The organism is Sinomonas atrocyanea (assembly GCF_001577305.1).
Lineage (GTDB): Bacteria > Actinomycetota > Actinomycetes > Actinomycetales > Micrococcaceae > Sinomonas > Sinomonas atrocyanea.
On sequence record NZ_CP014518.1, the window covers coordinates 413207 to 429277 of the forward strand.

15 protein-coding genes are annotated in these 16071 nt (G+C 69.8%); 12 read left to right on the plus strand and 3 right to left on the minus strand.

The features are described 5' to 3' along the window. Both SA2016_RS02000 and nadE read right to left on the minus strand, forming a co-directional pair. The gene (locus tag SA2016_RS02000) at positions 1-813 is read right to left on the minus strand and encodes an exodeoxyribonuclease III (RefSeq protein ID WP_066501840.1); all 813 of its coding nucleotides are present in this window, start codon (positions 811-813) and stop codon (positions 1-3) included. 78 nt (positions 814-891) lie between these two features. Next, complete coding sequence (gene nadE / locus SA2016_RS02005) at positions 892-1737, minus strand: NAD(+) synthase (protein WP_066494726.1); 846 nt, start codon at positions 1735-1737, stop codon at positions 892-894. An 18-nt stretch (positions 1738-1755) separates the two neighbouring features. Here nadE and dgoD point away from each other — a divergent pair, with 18 nt between their 5' ends. The 6 genes from dgoD to SA2016_RS02035 all read left to right on the plus strand — a co-directional run bounded on the left by dgoD (position 1756) and on the right by SA2016_RS02035 (position 7809). After that, on the plus strand, positions 1756-2901 hold the full coding sequence (gene dgoD, locus SA2016_RS02010; protein ID WP_066494728.1) for a galactonate dehydratase: 1146 nt from the start codon (positions 1756-1758) through the stop codon (positions 2899-2901). A gap of 26 nt (positions 2902-2927) precedes the next feature. Beyond that, positions 2928-3581, plus strand: a complete 654-nt coding sequence (locus SA2016_RS02015; RefSeq protein WP_066494730.1) for a bifunctional 4-hydroxy-2-oxoglutarate aldolase/2-dehydro-3-deoxy-phosphogluconate aldolase — start codon at positions 2928-2930, stop codon at positions 3579-3581. Then, entirely contained in the window at positions 3578-4534 is a 957-nt protein-coding gene (locus tag SA2016_RS02020; RefSeq protein WP_066494731.1) for a sugar kinase, read from the plus strand. Before SA2016_RS02015 ends, SA2016_RS02020 begins: the two co-directional genes overlap by 4 nt. A gap of 76 nt (positions 4535-4610) precedes the next feature. Then, positions 4611-5654 (plus strand): Gfo/Idh/MocA family protein, encoded by a 1044-nt coding sequence (locus SA2016_RS02025; protein ID WP_066494733.1) that lies wholly within the window; start codon positions 4611-4613, stop codon positions 5652-5654. Positions 5655-5768: 114 nt separating this feature from the next. Beyond that, positions 5769-6629, plus strand: coding sequence for a sugar phosphate isomerase/epimerase family protein (locus SA2016_RS02030; RefSeq protein WP_229710687.1), 861 nt, complete (start codon positions 5769-5771; stop codon positions 6627-6629). A 13-nt stretch (positions 6630-6642) separates the two neighbouring features. Next, a complete protein-coding gene (locus SA2016_RS02035; protein WP_066494735.1) occupies positions 6643-7809 on the plus strand; it encodes a Gfo/Idh/MocA family protein in 1167 nt (388 codons plus the stop codon). Between the two features lie 63 nt (positions 7810-7872). Here SA2016_RS02035 and SA2016_RS02040 read toward each other — a convergent pair whose 3' ends face one another. Further along, positions 7873-8889: a LacI family DNA-binding transcriptional regulator gene (locus SA2016_RS02040; protein ID WP_066494737.1), complete on the minus strand. Its 1017-nt coding sequence runs from the start codon at positions 8887-8889 to the stop codon at positions 7873-7875. A gap of 138 nt (positions 8890-9027) precedes the next feature. Here SA2016_RS02040 and SA2016_RS02045 point away from each other — a divergent pair, with 138 nt between their 5' ends. Genes SA2016_RS02045 through SA2016_RS02070 form a run of 6 tightly spaced genes read left to right on the plus strand, consistent with a single transcriptional unit; the run spans position 9028 to position 15991 of the window. Next, positions 9028-10377: an ABC transporter substrate-binding protein gene (locus SA2016_RS02045; protein WP_066494739.1), complete on the plus strand. Its 1350-nt coding sequence runs from the start codon at positions 9028-9030 to the stop codon at positions 10375-10377. Positions 10378-10405: 28 nt separating this feature from the next. Further along, the gene (locus SA2016_RS02050) at positions 10406-11425 is read left to right on the plus strand and encodes a carbohydrate ABC transporter permease (RefSeq protein WP_066494741.1); all 1020 of its coding nucleotides are present in this window, start codon (positions 10406-10408) and stop codon (positions 11423-11425) included. Beyond that, positions 11422-12345 (plus strand): carbohydrate ABC transporter permease, encoded by a 924-nt coding sequence (locus SA2016_RS02055; RefSeq protein ID WP_066494742.1) that lies wholly within the window; start codon positions 11422-11424, stop codon positions 12343-12345. Before SA2016_RS02050 ends, SA2016_RS02055 begins: the two co-directional genes overlap by 4 nt. A 2-nt stretch (positions 12346-12347) precedes the next feature. Further along, positions 12348-13187 (plus strand): sugar phosphate isomerase/epimerase family protein, encoded by an 840-nt coding sequence (locus SA2016_RS02060; protein ID WP_066494743.1) that lies wholly within the window; start codon positions 12348-12350, stop codon positions 13185-13187. A 36-nt stretch (positions 13188-13223) separates the two neighbouring features. Further along, positions 13224-14645 carry a glucuronate isomerase gene (uxaC, locus tag SA2016_RS02065; protein ID WP_066494744.1) on the plus strand — a complete coding sequence of 474 codons (1422 nt, stop codon included), beginning with the start codon at positions 13224-13226 and terminating at the stop codon, positions 14643-14645. A gap of 26 nt (positions 14646-14671) precedes the next feature. Then, a complete protein-coding gene (locus SA2016_RS02070) occupies positions 14672-15991 on the plus strand; it encodes a mannitol dehydrogenase family protein (protein WP_066494746.1) in 1320 nt (439 codons plus the stop codon). The last annotated feature ends 80 nt before the right edge of the window (positions 15992-16071 follow it).

Genomic DNA, 16071 nt, shown 5'->3' on the forward strand with positions numbered 1-16071 from the left:
TCACGAGGGGTCCGCCAGGTCCACGACGACGGGCGCGTGGTCGGAAGCGCCCTTCCCCTTGCGCTCCTCGCGGTCGATCATGGCGCCCGTGACGCGTGAGGCGAGGGCCGGCGAGCCGAGGACGAAGTCGATCCGCATGCCCTCCTTCCGGGGGAAGCGCAGCTGGGTGTAGTCCCAGTACGTGTACACGCCGGGCCCAGGGGTGAACGGCCGCACCACGTCGGTGTACCCCGAGGCCTCGAACGCCCGGAAGGCGTCCCGCTCGGGCTCGCTGACATGCGTGAGCCCCTGCGTGCGGAACAGGTCGATGTCCCACACGTCCTCGTCCTTCGGAGCGATGTTCCAGTCCCCGACGAGGGCGATCTGCGCCTCGGGATCCTGCGCGAGCCACTCGGCGGCGTGGCCCTGGAGCACCTTCAGCCACTGGAGCTTGTAGGGCATGTGCTCATCGTCGAGGGCGCGGCCGTTGGGGATGTAGAGGCTCCAGACCCGCACCCCGGCGCACGTGGCCGCGATGGCCCGCGCCTCCTGGGCCGCGTTCTCGCCGTTCTTCCCGAACGAGGGCTGGTCAGGGAAGGTCCGCTCGACGTCGGTCAGCCCCACGCGGGAGGCGATCGCGACGCCGTTCCACTGGCTCACCCCGAAGTGCGCGACCTCGTAGCCGTTGCGCTCGAAGAGCTCCCACGGGAAGTTCTCGTCCTTGCACTTGGTCTCCTGGATCGCGAGCACGTCGACGTCGCTGCGCAGGAGCCAGTTCTCGACGCGGTCGGCGCGGGCACGGAGGGAGTTGACGTTCCAGGTAGCAAGCTTCACGCCGCCCACGCTATCAACCGCACAGCGAGTCGGCACCGTGGGGTGCCGACTCGCTGCCGGCTCGCAGGGCGGAGGGCGCTACTTGGACCAGCTCGCGGCCCCTTCGCGCCACCAGGAGTCGAACAGTGTCACGGGGGTGGCGCGCTTGTGGCGGGTGATGAGGTACCGGCGCTCGATGGATTCGGCGACCTCGTCCGAGACGTCCCGACCCTCGAGGTAGTCATCGATGTCGTTGTAGGTGATGCCGAGCTCGTGCTCGTCCGTGCGCCCCGGCTGGAGATCGAGGAGGTCGGCCGTGGGAATCTTCTGCCACACCTGCTCCGGCGCGCCGAGGTGCTGAAGGAGCGCACGGTTCTGGCGCTTGTCGAGCCCGAACAGCGGAAGGATGTCCGCCCCGCCGTCTCCGTACTTGGTGAAGAAGCCGGTCACCGACTCGGCGCCGTGGTCCGTGCCGATTACGAGGAGGTTCCGCTCGCCGGCGATCATGTACTGGGCCGTCATGCGGGCACGGGCCTTGGTGTTGCCGCGGACGAAGTCGCTCAGCTCGCCGCCGGAGGACCGCTCGTACTCCGCCTCGAAGCCGTCGACAGCCTCCTTGATGTTGAATGTCAGGGTCGACTTCGGCCGGATGAAGCCGAGGGCGGCCTGGGCGTCGTCCTCGTCATGTTGGACGCCGTGGGGCAGGCGGACGGCGACGAAGTCCGCCTCGACCCCCTCCTCCGCGAGCGACTCGACCGCGAGCTGGGCCAGCCGTCCCGCGAGCGACGAGTCCAGGCCGCCGCTGATCCCGAGGACGAAGCCCCGGGAGCCGGTGGCCCGCAGGTAGTCCTTGAGGAAGGCGACGCGCGCCTCGACCTCCTCCGCGGGGTCGACCTCGGGCTTGACGCCCATCTCCTCGATGATCTTCGCCTGGAGTTCGCGCATGGGGATAGCGTACTGGCCATGGAGATTGCCCGCATTGAGACCTTCCTCGTGTCGCCGCGCTGGCTCTTCGTCCGCCTCGAGACCGACACCGGGATCGTGGGCTGGGGCGAGGCGACCTGCGAGGGCCGGTCGGAAACGGTCCGCACGGCCGTGGACCAGCTGTCCGAACTCCTCATCGGGCGGGACCCGCTGCGGATCGAGGACCACTGGCAGGTCCTCACCAAGGGCTCCTTCTACCGTGGAGGCCCGATCCTCGCGAGCGCCGTGGCGGGCCTCGACCAGGCCCTGTGGGACGTGGCTGGCAAGCACTTCGAGGCGCCGGTCCACCAGCTGCTCGGCGGCCCGGTCAGGGACCGGATCCGCGTCTACGGATGGGTCGGCGGGGACGAGCCGAACGAGGTGGCCGAGGCGATCGCCGCCCAGGTCGAGGCGGGACTCACGGCCGTGAAGATGAACGCGTCGGGGCGCATGTCGGCGAACGGCAGCGTCGCCGAGCTCGACGGCGTCGTGCGTCGCGTCGCCGCCGCCCGCGAGGTCCTCGGCCCCGACCGCGATGTGGCGGTCGACTTCCACGGCCGGTTCACACTCGCCACGGCGCGCCGGACCGCCGCGCTCCTGGCGGACCTGCACCCATTCTTCCTCGAGGAACCCGTGGTGCCGGAGAACTCCCACCTGATCGGGCGCATGGTGGAGTCCACCGCGATCCCGATCGCCACCGGCGAGCGGCTCTACTCGCGCCAGGAGTTCCTCCCGGTGCTCCAGGCCGGCATCGCGGTCGCCCAGCCGGACCTGAGCCATGCCGGCGGCATCACCGAGGTGCGCAAGATCGCCGCACTCGCCGAGACGTTCGACGTCCAGCTCGCCCCGCACTGCCCGCTGGGCCCGATCGCGCTCGCGGCCTGCCTGCAGGTCGGGTTCTCGACCCCCAACTACCTGATCCAGGAGCAGAGCATCGGCATCCACTACAACCAGGGCGCCGAGGTGCTGGACTATGTGGTGGACACCCGGCCGCTCGCGTTCGTGGACGGCTGCATCGAGCGGCTCACCGCCCCCGGCCTCGGCATCGAGGTCGACGAGGCGGCGGTCCGCGATGCCGATCTCCGGGGCCACGCCTGGCGCGGGCCGGTGTGGCGGCACTCCGACGGATCGTTCGCGGAGTGGTGATAAAGGGCAGCGACGGAAAGGCAGCCATGAGCACTCTCGACAACCCCACCCTCCTCGAGGTGGTCCGCGCGAGCCGCGTGGTCGCCGTCATCCGCGGGGACTCGCCCGAGCATGCCGCCGACGCCGCGCGCGTGCTCTTCCGCGAGGGCATCCGCCTCGTGGAGATCGCCCTCACCACGCCGGGCACGCCGGACGCGATCGCGTCCGTGGCCGCGGAGGTCCCCGAGGGCGCCTACCTCGGCGCGGGGACCGTCATGACCCTCGAGGACGTCGACGCGGTCATCGCGGCGGGCGCGACGTTCGTCGTGACCCCGTCCGTGAGCGAATCGGTCCCGTACGCCGCCGGCCGGGGCGTCCCCGTCCTCGCCGGCGCGTTCACCCCGACGGAGGCCTATGAGGCCTGGCGGCAGGGCGCCGCCGCCGTCAAGCTTTTCCCCGCCTCGGCGGTCGGCCCGGCCTATCTCAAGGCCCTCACCGAGCCGTTCCCGCAGATCCCCTTCCTCGCCGTCGGCGGCATGGGACTCGAGCAGCTCCCGCAGTACGTCGCAGCGGGCGCCCTGGGAATCGGCGCCGGCGGCCCGCTCGTGGGGGACGGCGCGCGGGGCGGCAGCGCCGAGGCGCTGGCCGAGCGCGCCCGGGCGTTCGTCTCGGCCGCACGGGAACTCGAGGGCGCGGCGTGAGGGGACAGCGCGGCGGTGCCGCCGTCACGCTGGGGGAGGCCCTCGTCTCGCTGCGGTCGGGCGGACCGCTCGCGATCGGCGGCCAGCTGACGATGCACGCCGCAGGGGCGGAGCTGAACGTCGCCGTGGCCCTCGCCCGGCTGGGCCACGAGTCCTCGTGGGGCGGCGTGCTGGGCGACGACGAGCTGGGCGAGTTCATCCTGCGCAGCCTCGCCGCCGAGCGCGTCGACGCCTCCCGCGTGCGCCGCGACTCCAGGCCGACGGGCATCATGTTCCTCGAGGCGCGCACCCCGGAGGTCTCGCGGGTCTTCTACAACCGGCGGGGCTCCGCAGGTGCCCGGCTCTCGCCGCATGACGTGGACCGCATCCTCGACCGGGATCTCGGGTGGCTGCACCTCACCGGCATCACCCCCGCTCTCTCCGACGTGGCCCGCGCCGCCGTGCTCCACGCGGCGGAGCTCTGCCGACGGCGCGCGGTCCCGTTCTCCGTGGACATCAACTTCCGCTCCAAGCTGTGGAGTCCCGAGGAGGCGGCAGAGGTCCTGCCCTGGCTCATCGAGGGCGCCGAGGTGGTCATCGGCTCCCCGGCCGAGCTCGCGCTCGCCGCCCCGGAGGGTGCCACGCTCGAGGCCGCCGCCGAGGAGCTCCTCGGCACGGGCGTGGGCGAGGTCGTGGCCAAGCTCGGCGCGGACGGCGCCCAGGCCTTCACGCCCCACGGCCTGCTCCACGCCCCCGCCTTCCCGGTCAGGGCCGTGGACACGGTCGGCGCCGGGGACGCATTCACTGCCGGGTACCTCTCGGCGAGGCTCGACGGCGACGACGTGGCAGGACGGCTGCGTCGGGGCTGCCTCCTGGGAGCCTTCGCCGTGGGGCACCTGGGGGACTGGGAAGGGCTGCCGCGCCGCGACGAGCTCGCCCTCCTCGATCTGGGCGACGGCGAGACGCACCGCTAGGCCGCCCGGCGCCGCCGGTGACGGCACAGGATGGCAACCGATTGCGACGCTGAGGGCGGCTCACTAGCGTGGAGGGATGCAGCCTCAGGAAACGCCCGTGCTCCGCGCCGCTGTGGTCGGCTGCGGCGACATCTCGGCCCAGCACTTCGCCGCGATCGGGGCGCTCGCGGCGCAGGGCGCGGCGCGGCTCGTCGGCGTCGTCGACCCTGACCCCGCGCGGCGCGGCGCCGCGGCCGCTGCCCACGGCGTCCCCGGCTACGCCAGCGTCGGCGAGCTGCTCGCCGAAGGAGGCACCGACGTCGTCCACGTCTGCACCCCGCACAGCGAGCACGCCCCGGCAGCGCTCGAGGCGCTCGCCGCGGGCGTGCACGTCCTGACGGAGAAGCCGCTCGCGCACACGTCCGCGGACGCGGAGCGCCTCGTCGGGGCGGCCGACGCCGCGTGGCTCGCCGGGCGGACCCAGCTCGGCGTGTGCTTCCAGAACCGCTACAACGCGCCCGTCGCCGCGATGCGCGACCTCCTGGCGGGCGGGGCGCTCGGCGCCGTGCTGGGGGCCCAGGCCACGGTGATGTGGCATCGGCCGGCCGAGTACTACGCGGCCCGGCCGTGGCGCGGCACGTGGGCGGGCAGCGGCGGCGGCCTGCTCATGAACCAGGCGATCCACACGCTCGACCTCCTCCAGTGGCTCGTCGGGCCCGCGAAGGTCGTGGACGGGCGCGCCGCGGCCCGGGTCCTGGGGGACGTGATCGAGGTCGAGGACACCGCGGACCTGGTCCTGGAGCATGCCGGGGGTGCGCGCAGCGTCTTCTTCGCGACCAACGCCAACGGCCTCAACGCCCCCGTGACCCTGGACATCCAGACGGAGTCCGCGGAGCTGAGCCTGCGCGGCGCCCTCACCGTCCGGCATGGCGACGGGTGCGTCGAGACGGTCGAGGAGGCCGGTGTGCTCCCGGGGGAGCGGAGCTACTGGGGTGCTTCCCATCAGCTGCTCATCGCAGATTTCTACCGCTGCGCGGCGGCGGGGGAGCGGTTCTGGATCGGCGCGCGGGAGGCCTCCGAATCCCTGCGGCTCATCAAGGACGTCTATGCGCGCTCGTATGCGCCGAGCGCCTGGGTCTAAATTCGGCAACTTCTGGCAAACGTTTACCATCCCGCGTGGGCCCTGCCTAGAGTGAAAGCACTCTGTGACGGCCGCCACGCAGATGCCGGCCGCGAAGAACGATTGAGGAGACCCATGGCCACGATCGGCGTGCAGGCAATGATGCTCAAGGAGAGCTTCGCGGATATTGGCCCGTTCGAGACGCTCCGCAAGGTCGCGGAGATCGGCTACCGCGCCGTCGAGGTCTCCCAGATCCCCATGGACGAGGCGAATGTCCGCGAGCTCGAGCGTTCCCGGGGCGAGCTGGGCATCGAGTTCGCCGCCCTGTCCGCACAGCTCGACGGCGAGCCGGGCGCCACGCCCTACGCGCTCGCCGTGGACGTCGAGCGCGCAGCCTCCCACTGTGCGCGGCTCGGAACCGACATGCTCCGCATCGGCATGCTTCCCATGTCCGAGCTGCGCAGCGAGGACCGCGTGGTCGACTACGCCCGCCGCGTCGAGAAGGCCGCGCTGGCCCTCGCCGACCACGGGATCACCCTCTACTACCACAACCACCACGTCGACTTCGCGAAGATGGGCGGCCGCTACGTGATGGACATCCTCGCCGAAGAGGCGCCCAGCATGGGCCTCGAAGTGGACGTCCACTGGGTCCAGCGCGGCGGCCTCGACCCCGTCCGGACCCTCGCGAAGTACGCCGGCCGCACCGCCATGGTCCACCTCAAGGACTACCGCATCGGCGCGCTGCCCGAGGAGGGCATCGCCGCCTACGAGTCCGGCGACTCCGCCTCCTTCCAGGGCTATTTCAAGGACGTGGTCCAGTTCGCCGAGGTCGGCGAGGGAAACCTCGACTTCGCCGCGATCGTGCCCGCCGCGATCGACGCCGGCGCGCGCTACCTCCTCGTCGAGCAGGACCTGCTCTACGGCCGGACCGTCTTCGAGGCCCTCACCACCTCCCACGACAACCTCGTCGCCCTCGGCTTCGGCGACCTCTTCTAGGAAAGGCTCCAGCATGAGCAGGAAAGTGCGCCTCGGCATCGTCGGGTTCGGCAACCAGGGCAGCCAGTACGCGGCGCTGGTCGCAGACGGGCGCGTGCCGAACATCGACGTCGTCGCCATCGCCGACACGGACCCGGGCCGCCGCGACCTCGCGGCCGAGCGCCACCCCGGGGTCGCGGTGTTCGATGACTACGCGACGATGCTCGAATCGGGTGCCGTCGAGGCCGTCGTGACCACAGTGCCCCACTACCTCCACCCGCAGATGGGCATCCAGGCGCTCGAGCGCGGCATCCACGTGCTCGTCGAGAAGCCGGCGGGCGTCTACACCAAGCAGGTCCGCGAGCTCAACGAGTTCGCCGCGAGCAAGCCGGAGCTGACGTTCGCGATCATGTTCAACCAGCGCACCAACCCGCTCTACCGCCGGCTGAAGCAGATCGTCGAGTCGGGGGAGATCGGGGCGATCCGCCGCACCAACTGGATCATCACCACGTGGTACCGCCCCCAGGCGTACTACGACCAGAGCGACTGGCGCGCCACGTGGGGCGGCGAGGGCGGGGGTGTCCTCGTGAACCAGGCGCCGCACAACCTTGACCTGTGGCAGTGGATCTGCGGCGTGCCGGAGAAGGTGTTCGCGAAGGCCGGCTTCGGCTTCCGGCGGAACATCAACGTCGAGGACGAGGTGGTCGCCGTCGTGGACTACGGCGGCGGGGCGACCGGGACGTTCACCACCGCGACCCACGAGCTGGTGGGCACCGACCGCTTCGAGATCACCGGGGACGCGGGCAAGATCGTCGTCACGGACTCGAAGACCGCGGTCGTGACCCGCTACCGCCGCTCGGAGCAGGAGATCAACGCCAGCATCCCGACCGAGGACATCTGGAAGATGACGAGCGACCAGTTCGACCCGAACGAGTACTACACGCACGAGACCCTCGAGTTCGACACGGCGTGGGGCGGCCAGCATGCGACCGTCCTCGAGAACTTCGCCGCGAACATCCTCGACGGCACCCCGCTCATCGCCCCCGGCAGCGACGGGATCCTCGGGGTCCGCCTCGCCAACGCGATCCACCTCTCCGCCTGGACCGGCAAGGAGGTTCCGATGGACTTCGACGAGGGCGAGTTCCTGGCCGAGCTCAACAAGCGGATCGCCGAGGAGGGCATCTTCCCGCAGCGTTCCTGAGGGGCTCGCTGGGAGGGCGGCTCCTGCGCACGATTCGGCGCCGGGGCCGCCCTCCGCTGCGCGTCAGGCCCTGGCAGGCCCCGTCGAGGCGCGGATCTTGAGGTGGGTGGGCATGACCGCGAGCTTGCGGGCCGTGCCGCCGTGGATCGGGTCGAGCTGCGCCATGAGCATCGAGACTGCGACCCGTCCTGCCTGCTCGACAGGCGAGGCAATCGTGGTGAGGGGCGGGTTGCAGAAGTCAGAACCGAACATGTCGTCGCACCCCACGATGCTCACGTCCAGGGGCACGCGCACGCCGCGCTCGTTGAACCGCTGCAGCATCCCGATCGCGAGCAGGTCGTTGAAGGCGACGATCGCCGTTGCCCCGGTGCTGAGGGCGGCATCGGCCGCGGCCGCGCCCGAGAACGCCGTCGGGGCGTAGGGGCCGATCCGCGTGGCCGTCATCCCGCGCTGCGCCACAGCCTCCTCGATCGCCTTCCAGCGCCGGTGATTGGACCACGAGCTCGTCGGGCCAGCTGCGTAGACCACGGACCTGTGCCCGAATGAGGCGAGGTGCTCAAGGGCTTGGACCACGGCGCTGGGCGTGTCGATCAGAACAGTGGGAGCGTCGGCGGTCGCGCGGTTGATGGTGACGAGCGGCTGCCGCAGCGCTGTATCCGCGAGCTGCTGGTCGGTGAGGCGCGACGCAGCGAGGATCACACCGTCGGTCGAGCGGCGCATCTTGCGCAGCGTGTCGAGCTCAACGTCCGTCGCTTCCTCGGTATCGACGAGCAGCTGCGTGTAGCCCGAGGCTTTCAGCTGGTGCTGCGTGCCCCGGATGATGTCGAAGAAGAAGGGGTTCGTGATGTCGGGAACGAGAATCGCGACGACCCCAGTGCGGCCCGAACTGAGCCCCCGCGCCTGGCTGCTCGGCACATAGTGCAGCTCCGACGCGATCCGCTCGATCTTCTCCCGCGTCCTGGCGTTGACGCGCTGTGGATTGGACAGCGCACGCGACACGGTTGAGGTCGCAACGCCGGCAAGCTCCGCAATGTCCCGTATGGTCGGCAGCCGCTCGGAGGAGGTGGGGTCCTGGGTCATGCATGCCATTGGAGCATCTTTGGCAACTTATGGCAATCGCTTGCCGCTAGTTTCGCCTTCTTCCTAAGCTCGACGGTATCGATGCATGGGGTGAGCTGAATCACATCAGCTGCCCGAGCAACCTCAAGGAGGAGTTTCATGCGTTTTGGCAAGAAGGCCGCTCTGGCCTCCGTGGCGACGGTCGCAGCCCTCGCTCTTTCTGCCTGTGGGGGTGGTGCGTCCAGCGGGAACTCCTCCGGCGGAGCCGTCAACGGCGCCGGTAAGACGCTCGACGTCTTCATCGCCAAGAGCACGACCTTCCCGCAGCAGCAGCAGCAGTGGATGACCGACACGGCCGCGACGTTCAAGAAGAACACCGGCGCAGATCTGAAGTTCGAGACGTTCTCCTCGGGCAACGACGAGCTCACGAAGATCCAGACCTCCGCCGTCTCCGGCCAGGGCCCTGACGTCTACGACCTCGGCACCACGTTCACCCCGACCGCCGTCGCAACCGGCGCGTTCGCCCAGCTCAGCGACTCCGACTGGAACGCCGTGGGCGGGAAGGCGAAGTTCAACCAGGCTGCGCTCGGAATCTCCGGCCCGGACAAGGATCACCTCTACGCGGTCCCCTTCTCCAGCAGGCCGTTCGTGATGGCGTACAACAAGAGCCTCCTCAAGGCCGCTGGGATCGACAAGCCCGCCACCACGTGGGACGAGCTCGAGCAGCAGGCCAAGAAGGTCAACGATCCCTCCAAGGGCGTCTACGGCATGTCTGTCGGCTACAAGGACGGCTACTCCCCGTGGAAGTACATCTGGGCGTTCTCGGAGCAGCAGGGCAACAAACTCGTTGACGGCAAGAACGCCAACATCAACAACGACACCGTCAAGAGCGCCTACCAGACCTACTTCGGCTGGCTCACGAAGGACAAGGTCGTCGACCCCGCGTCGGTAGGCTGGACCGACAGCCAGGCCCTCGCAAACTTTGCGTCCGGCAAGTCGGCCTTCTTCCCGATGACCTCGATCAGTTCTGAGGTGACCCTCGGCAAGTCGGCGATCAAGGACCAGTTCGAGTACGCGCTCATGCCGACCTCGGTCAACGGCTCGAACCCCAACGGCGGGACCCCCGTCGCGTCGATCCTGTCCGGCGACAACATGGGCGTCGCCTCGTACACGAAGAACAAGGACCTCGCCCTGGCCTTCCTCAAGCAGGTGACGGACAAGGACGCCCAGGTCAACTACCAGAAGCTCTTCGGCGACCTGCCGACCAACGCGGAGGCACTCGCGACGTTCAGCTCCGCGCCGCACATGGCGGGAATCACCGATGCTGCGGCCAAGTCCTACGCGACGCCCTTCACGGGTGCGTGGGCGGACATCCAGCTCGCCCTCGTGAACGTCGCGGTGCAGAGCATCCCCGACCTCGCCTCGGGGGAGGTCTCCGACTCGAACCTGAGCCAGCGCCTCCAGACTGCGCAGAACACCGCTCAGCAGTCGCTGAGCCGAGCCAAGTAGTCCGCCTCGCGGATCCACTGAGGTAATCATGACCACAGCAAGCAACCCCGCCCCGGAGACCCGGCTCGCCGCAGCAGCGGCGGGCCGGGGCCTCGGGCCCGCCCCTGCCCCGATCGATGACGGCCCCACCCCTGAACCGGACACGGGCAGGCGCCGCGGGCTCTCCGAGCGCAATCGCCCCCTGTGGATGCTCATCCCCGGCGGCGTCCTCATGCTGGTCGTCATCGTCGTACCCCTCCTGCTCGGCGTCTACATCTCCTTCCTCGACCTCGACCAGTACTCGCTGCGCCAGTGGCTCTCGGCGCCGTTCATCGGCTTCGCCAACTACGTCGAGGCGATCACCCAGTCCGGGATCCTGCGTTCGGTCTGGCTCAGCGTCTCCTACTCGGCGATCGCGACGATCGTCACCCTGCCCCTCGGAATCGCGGCGGCGGTAGCGACGCAGAACAAGTTCCGCGGCCGGGCGCTGGTCCGCTCCGTCTTCCTCATTCCGTATGTGCTGCCTGGCTTCGTCGTCGCCACGGTGTGGCGGACCATGTTCCAGCCCAGCGGCGTCATCACGATCGCGCTGCACCACCTGGGCATCGACCCGGGGCTCTTCCTCAACGGCCCCAATACGTACTGGGTCCTCGTCTTCGTGCAGATCTGGTCCTCGTGGCCGTTCATCTACCTGCTGGCGCTCTCCGGCCTCCAGGCCGTGGACCACGAGGTCCACGAGGCCGCAGCCCTGGACGGCGCCCTGTGGTGGACGAAGCTCCGGTACGTGATCTTCCCGTACCTCAAGGGCCCGATCTCGCTCGCGGTTCTGATCGGCATGCTCAACCACATCAACAACTTCACGCTCCCGTACGTGCTCTTCGGGCTCCCTGCCCCGAACGACATCGAGGTGCTCCCGTACCTGACGTACGCGACGAGCTTCGAGAGCTTCCGCTTCGGCCTGAGCGCCGGGATGGCGGTCGTCTCGCTCATCCTCGTCGCGATCCCGCTCTTCATCTATCTGCGCGCCGTCAAGCTGGACGACGCCGAGACCCCCGGAGGTCGAAAGTGACCACCACCGCAGCAATTCGCCCCTCGGACGGCAGCACCGCCGTCGACCGTCCCGGATCGCAGCAGCAGCGTGAGGTGACCCGCCTCCTGCCAGGGTGGCTGCTCGTCCTCATCGCCGTGCTGCTGTGTGCCGCGGTCCTGCTTCCGATCGTCTATATCGGCCTGGCGAGCTTCAACTCGGACATCGGCGTCGCGTCCGGAGAGTTCTGGCCGAGCTCCTGGACCATCAGCAACTACTTCACCATCTGGACGAGCGTCGGGCTCGCCAACGGGCTCATGAACTCGCTCATCGTGGCCGGCTCGACCGCTGTTGTCTCCGCCGCGTTCTCCATTGGGACGGCGTATGTCCTCGTCCGCTACCAGTTCCGGGGGCGGCGCACGATCCTGCGGGCCCTCCTGGGCCTCCAGAGCATTCCCGGTACGCTGCTCGTGCTGCCGCTCTTCGTGCTGTTCTCCTCCTCGGCCACGTACCTCGGCCTTCAGGTCATCGGCACTCGGTGGGGCCTCTTCGTCACCTATCTGACCTTCTCGCTCCCGTTCTCGACATGGGTGATGGTCACCTACCTGCGCGGCCTGCCGAAAGAGCTTGAGGAGGCGGCCCGCATCGACGGCGCGACCAACCTCGGCGTGCTGACCAGGATCATCCTGCCGCTGAGCTGGCCCGGTCTGGTCGTCTCCGCGATCTTCGCGTTCCTTCCTGGGTGGAATGATGTGCTCTTCGCCTCGGTGATGACCCGGCCTGACACCCAGACGGCGGCGGTGGCCCTGGAGATCTTCTCGAGTGCAACCGAGGGGGGAGCGATCCCGCAGTACGGCCAGATGATGGCGGCCTCGCTCGTGAGCGCAGCGCCGGTGGTCCTGATCTACATGTTCTTCCAGAAGTACCTAGTGGGCGGTCTGACGTCCGGAGGAGTCAAGTGACAATGTCTGAAGCAGTCCAGTGGGAGCTGTCCGGTTTCGGTGACGAGATCGACGCGGACCCGCGGGTCCAGGCGGCCGTGATGCGCGCGCTGGGTGCGGGCCACATCGAGGTCCGCAGCGCGTGGGGCACGAACATCGTGGATCTGTCCGAGGAGCAGCTCGGTGAGCTCAAGTCGGTCCTCGACGAGGCTGGTCTCAAGGCTTCCGCGATCGCCTCGCCGATCGGCAAGGTGGACGTCGCCCTCCCCGTCGAGCACGAGCTTGAGCGCCTGGGGCGGGCCCTCCGCGCCGCCGAAGTCCTGGGCGCCCCGTACATCCGCATCTTCTCCTTCTACTACGAGGGCAAGGCCCCGGAGGAAGTCCGGGACGCGGTGATCGAGCGTATGACGGCGCTGGCCCGACGGGCGGAGGGCACGGGCGTGGTGCTCGTGCACGAGAACGAGAAGGACATCTTCGGCGACGTGCCCGAGCGCGTCCTGGACATCGTCGAGTCTGTGGACTCTCCTGCCCTCAAACTCGCATGGGACCCCGCCAACTTCGTCCAGTGCGGGGTCAAGCCGTTCACGGAGGGCTACGAGGAGCTCCGCCCGCATGTGGTGTACCTGCAGGTCAAGGACGCTCTGGCCTCGTCGGGAAAGGTGGTCCCGGCCGGCGAGGGGGACGGCGAGGTGCTCCGCACTGTCGAGGCCCTGCGCGACAGCGGCTATTCCGGCTTCGCCTCGCTTGAACCCCATCTCGCGTATGCGTACGAGACGGGCGGCTTCAGCGGCCCGTTCGCGTTCGGCGTCGCTGCGCGCGCGTTCGCGAAGGTTCTCGAGGCCGCTGGCGTCGAGGCCCGCTGACCCGGCATCCGCCGCCCAGAGAGAGAAGAAGCACCCATGAGCCAGTCCATCGCGGCCAACCCCGACCGCCTCCTGCCGGTCGACCCGGGAACCCGGGCGATCGCGCGCGAGCTGCTCGCCGAGGTCGAGCACCTTCCGCTCATCTCCCCGCACGGGCACGTGCCGGCCGAGATGCTCGCGGAGGACACCACGTTCCCCGACCCCACGGCCCTCTTGGTCAGCCCGGACCACTACGTCACGCGGCTCATCCATGCCGGCGGCGTGGGGTTGGATCAGCTCCGCGTCGGCCCCGGACCGCACAGCGTGGACTCCCGCACCGCGTGGCGGCACTTCGCCGCGGCGTGGCCGCTCTTCGACGGGACCGCCTCGGGCTACTGGATCCGCAGCGAGTTCGAGCACGTCTTCGGCCTTCCGGCCGAGACCGTGGACTCTTTCGGCGCCGAGACAGCCGACGCCGTCTACGACGCGATCGCGGCGAAGCTCGCCGAGCCCTCCTTCCGGCCGCGGCAGCTGTTCGAGGACTTCGGCCTCGAGGTGCTCGCCACGACTGACGACCCGCTCGACAGCCTCGAGGCGCACCGGCTCCTGGCCAAGGACGAGTCGTTCACCGGACGGGTCCTGCCGACCTTCCGCCCCGACCCCTACATCAACGTGGCGCACCCCGAGTGGGCCGCGCGGGTGGACCGGCTCACCGCAGAGGCGGGCGACGGCGTCGGCGGCTACGCGGGCTACCTCCGGGCGCTGGAGAACCGGCGCCGCTACTTCGTTGAGAACGGCGCCGTCTCCGCCGACCACGGGGTGCGCACCCCGCTCACGCTCAAGCTGAGCGGCCCCGAGGCGGAGGCGCTGTTCGCCAAGGCATGCCGCGGCCAGGCGACCGCGGCGGACCGCGACGCCTTCGAGGGCCACATGATGTACGAGATGGCCCGGATGAGCGTCGAGGACGGCCTCGTGATGACGGTGCACCCCGGCTCGTTCCGCAACCACCACACGGCCACCTTCACGCAGTTCGGGGCGGACACCGGCCACGACATCCCGTTCGCGGTGCACTACACGGAGGGGCTCCGCCCGCTCCTGCAGGACTTCGGCACGGCCAAGGACTTCCACCTCGTCCTGTTCACCCTCGACGAGACGGTCTTCAGCCGGGAGCTCGCGCCCCTGGCCGGGTTCTACCCGTCCGTGTACGTGGGCGCCCCGTGGTGGTTCCTCGACGCACCGGACTCCATCCTCCGGTTCCGCTCGGCCGTCACGGAGACGACCGGCTTCACCCGGACCTCGGGCTTCATCGACGACACGCGGGCGTTCTGCTCCATCCCGGCACGGCACAACATGAGCCGTCGCATGGACGCGGGCTTCCTCGCGAGGCTCGTCGCGGAGCACCGCCTCACCGAGGCGAGGGCCCACGAGATCATCGTGGACCTGGTCGACGGCTCGCCGCGGCGCGTCTTCAAGCTCTAGTTCCCAGTCCCGAAAGGGGAGTCACCATGCATGCCACCGTCTCGACCGAGGTGCTTCCCCTCCTGGGCAGGTCCGGCGCCCCCGCACCCCCGGTGCGGATCGTCCACCTCGGCCTCGGCGCCTTCCACCGTTCGCACCAGGCCTGGTTCACCGCCCACGCCCCGGACGCCGCCGAATGGGGGATCGCCTCCTTCACCGGGCGCCGCCCCGACGCCGCCCGCGTCCTCGCGGCCCAGGACGGGCTCTTCACCCTGATCGAGCGCGGCGGCGACGGCGACCGCTTCGAGGTGGTCGGCTCGATTGCCGAGGCGATCGACGGCGCGGACACCGCCCGCCTCGACGCCCTGCTCGCGGCGCCGTCCACCGCGATCGTGACCCTTACGGTCACCGAGGCGGTCTACGAGAAGCACGACGCCGACTCGCCCCTCGCGCGGCTGTGCCACGGGCTCTCGGCGAGAAGGCAGGCGGGCGCCGGCCCGATCGCCGTCGTCAGCTGCGACAACGTGGCCGGCAACGCCGAGGTGGCGCAGAAGGCGCTGCTCGCCATCGCCGAGGGCCTTGACTCCGGGCTGGCCTCGTGGATGCGGGAGAATGTCAGCTTCGTGGGCACCTCGGTGGACCGCATCACGCCCCGCACGACGCCGGACGACGTGGCCCTCGTCGCGTCCGAATGCGGTTACCGCGACGAGGCCCCCGTGGTGGCCGAGCCGTTCGCGAACTGGATCCTCGCAGGCGACTTCCCGGCGGGACGCCCGCGCTGGGAGGACGCGGGGGCGCAGTTCGTGGCGGACATCGAGCCGTTCGAGAACCGCAAGCTCTGGCTCCTCAACGGCGCCCACTCGATCCTGGCCTATGCCGGGCAGCTGCGCGGCCACACCACGGTGGCCGAGGCGATCGCCGACCCCGTGTGCCGGGACGCCGTGGAGGCCTTCTGGGACGCGGCCGCCCGGCACCTGACGCTGCCCGAGCTCGCCGTCCCGCAGTACCGGGCGGCCCTGATCGAGAGGTTCTCGAACCCGAGGATCGCCCACCACCTCGCCCAGATCGCCGCCGACGGCACCACGAAGCTGCGCATGCGCGCCGTGCCGGTGCTCTCCGCCGAGATCGCCGGCGGCCGCACGGGCGTGGCGGCCGCCCGGATGATCGCGGTGTGGATGGACTTCGTCTCCGCCGCTGCCTCGGGAGACTTCCAGGATCCGCTGAAGGACCAGGTGCTCGAGGCCGCGTCCCTCGAGGGCAGGGAGCGGACCCAGGCGCTCGCCGAGCTCGTGTCCCCAGCCGTCGCCGGGGACCCGGTCCTCGTGGACCGCATCCACTCCCTGCGGGGCACCCTCGACCGGCAATGACCCCGATTGCCATGGCAAAGTATGGCAAGCGGTTGCCGCCGCCCAGGCCACCCTCAGTATGCTGAACTCCGAGCCCCCGG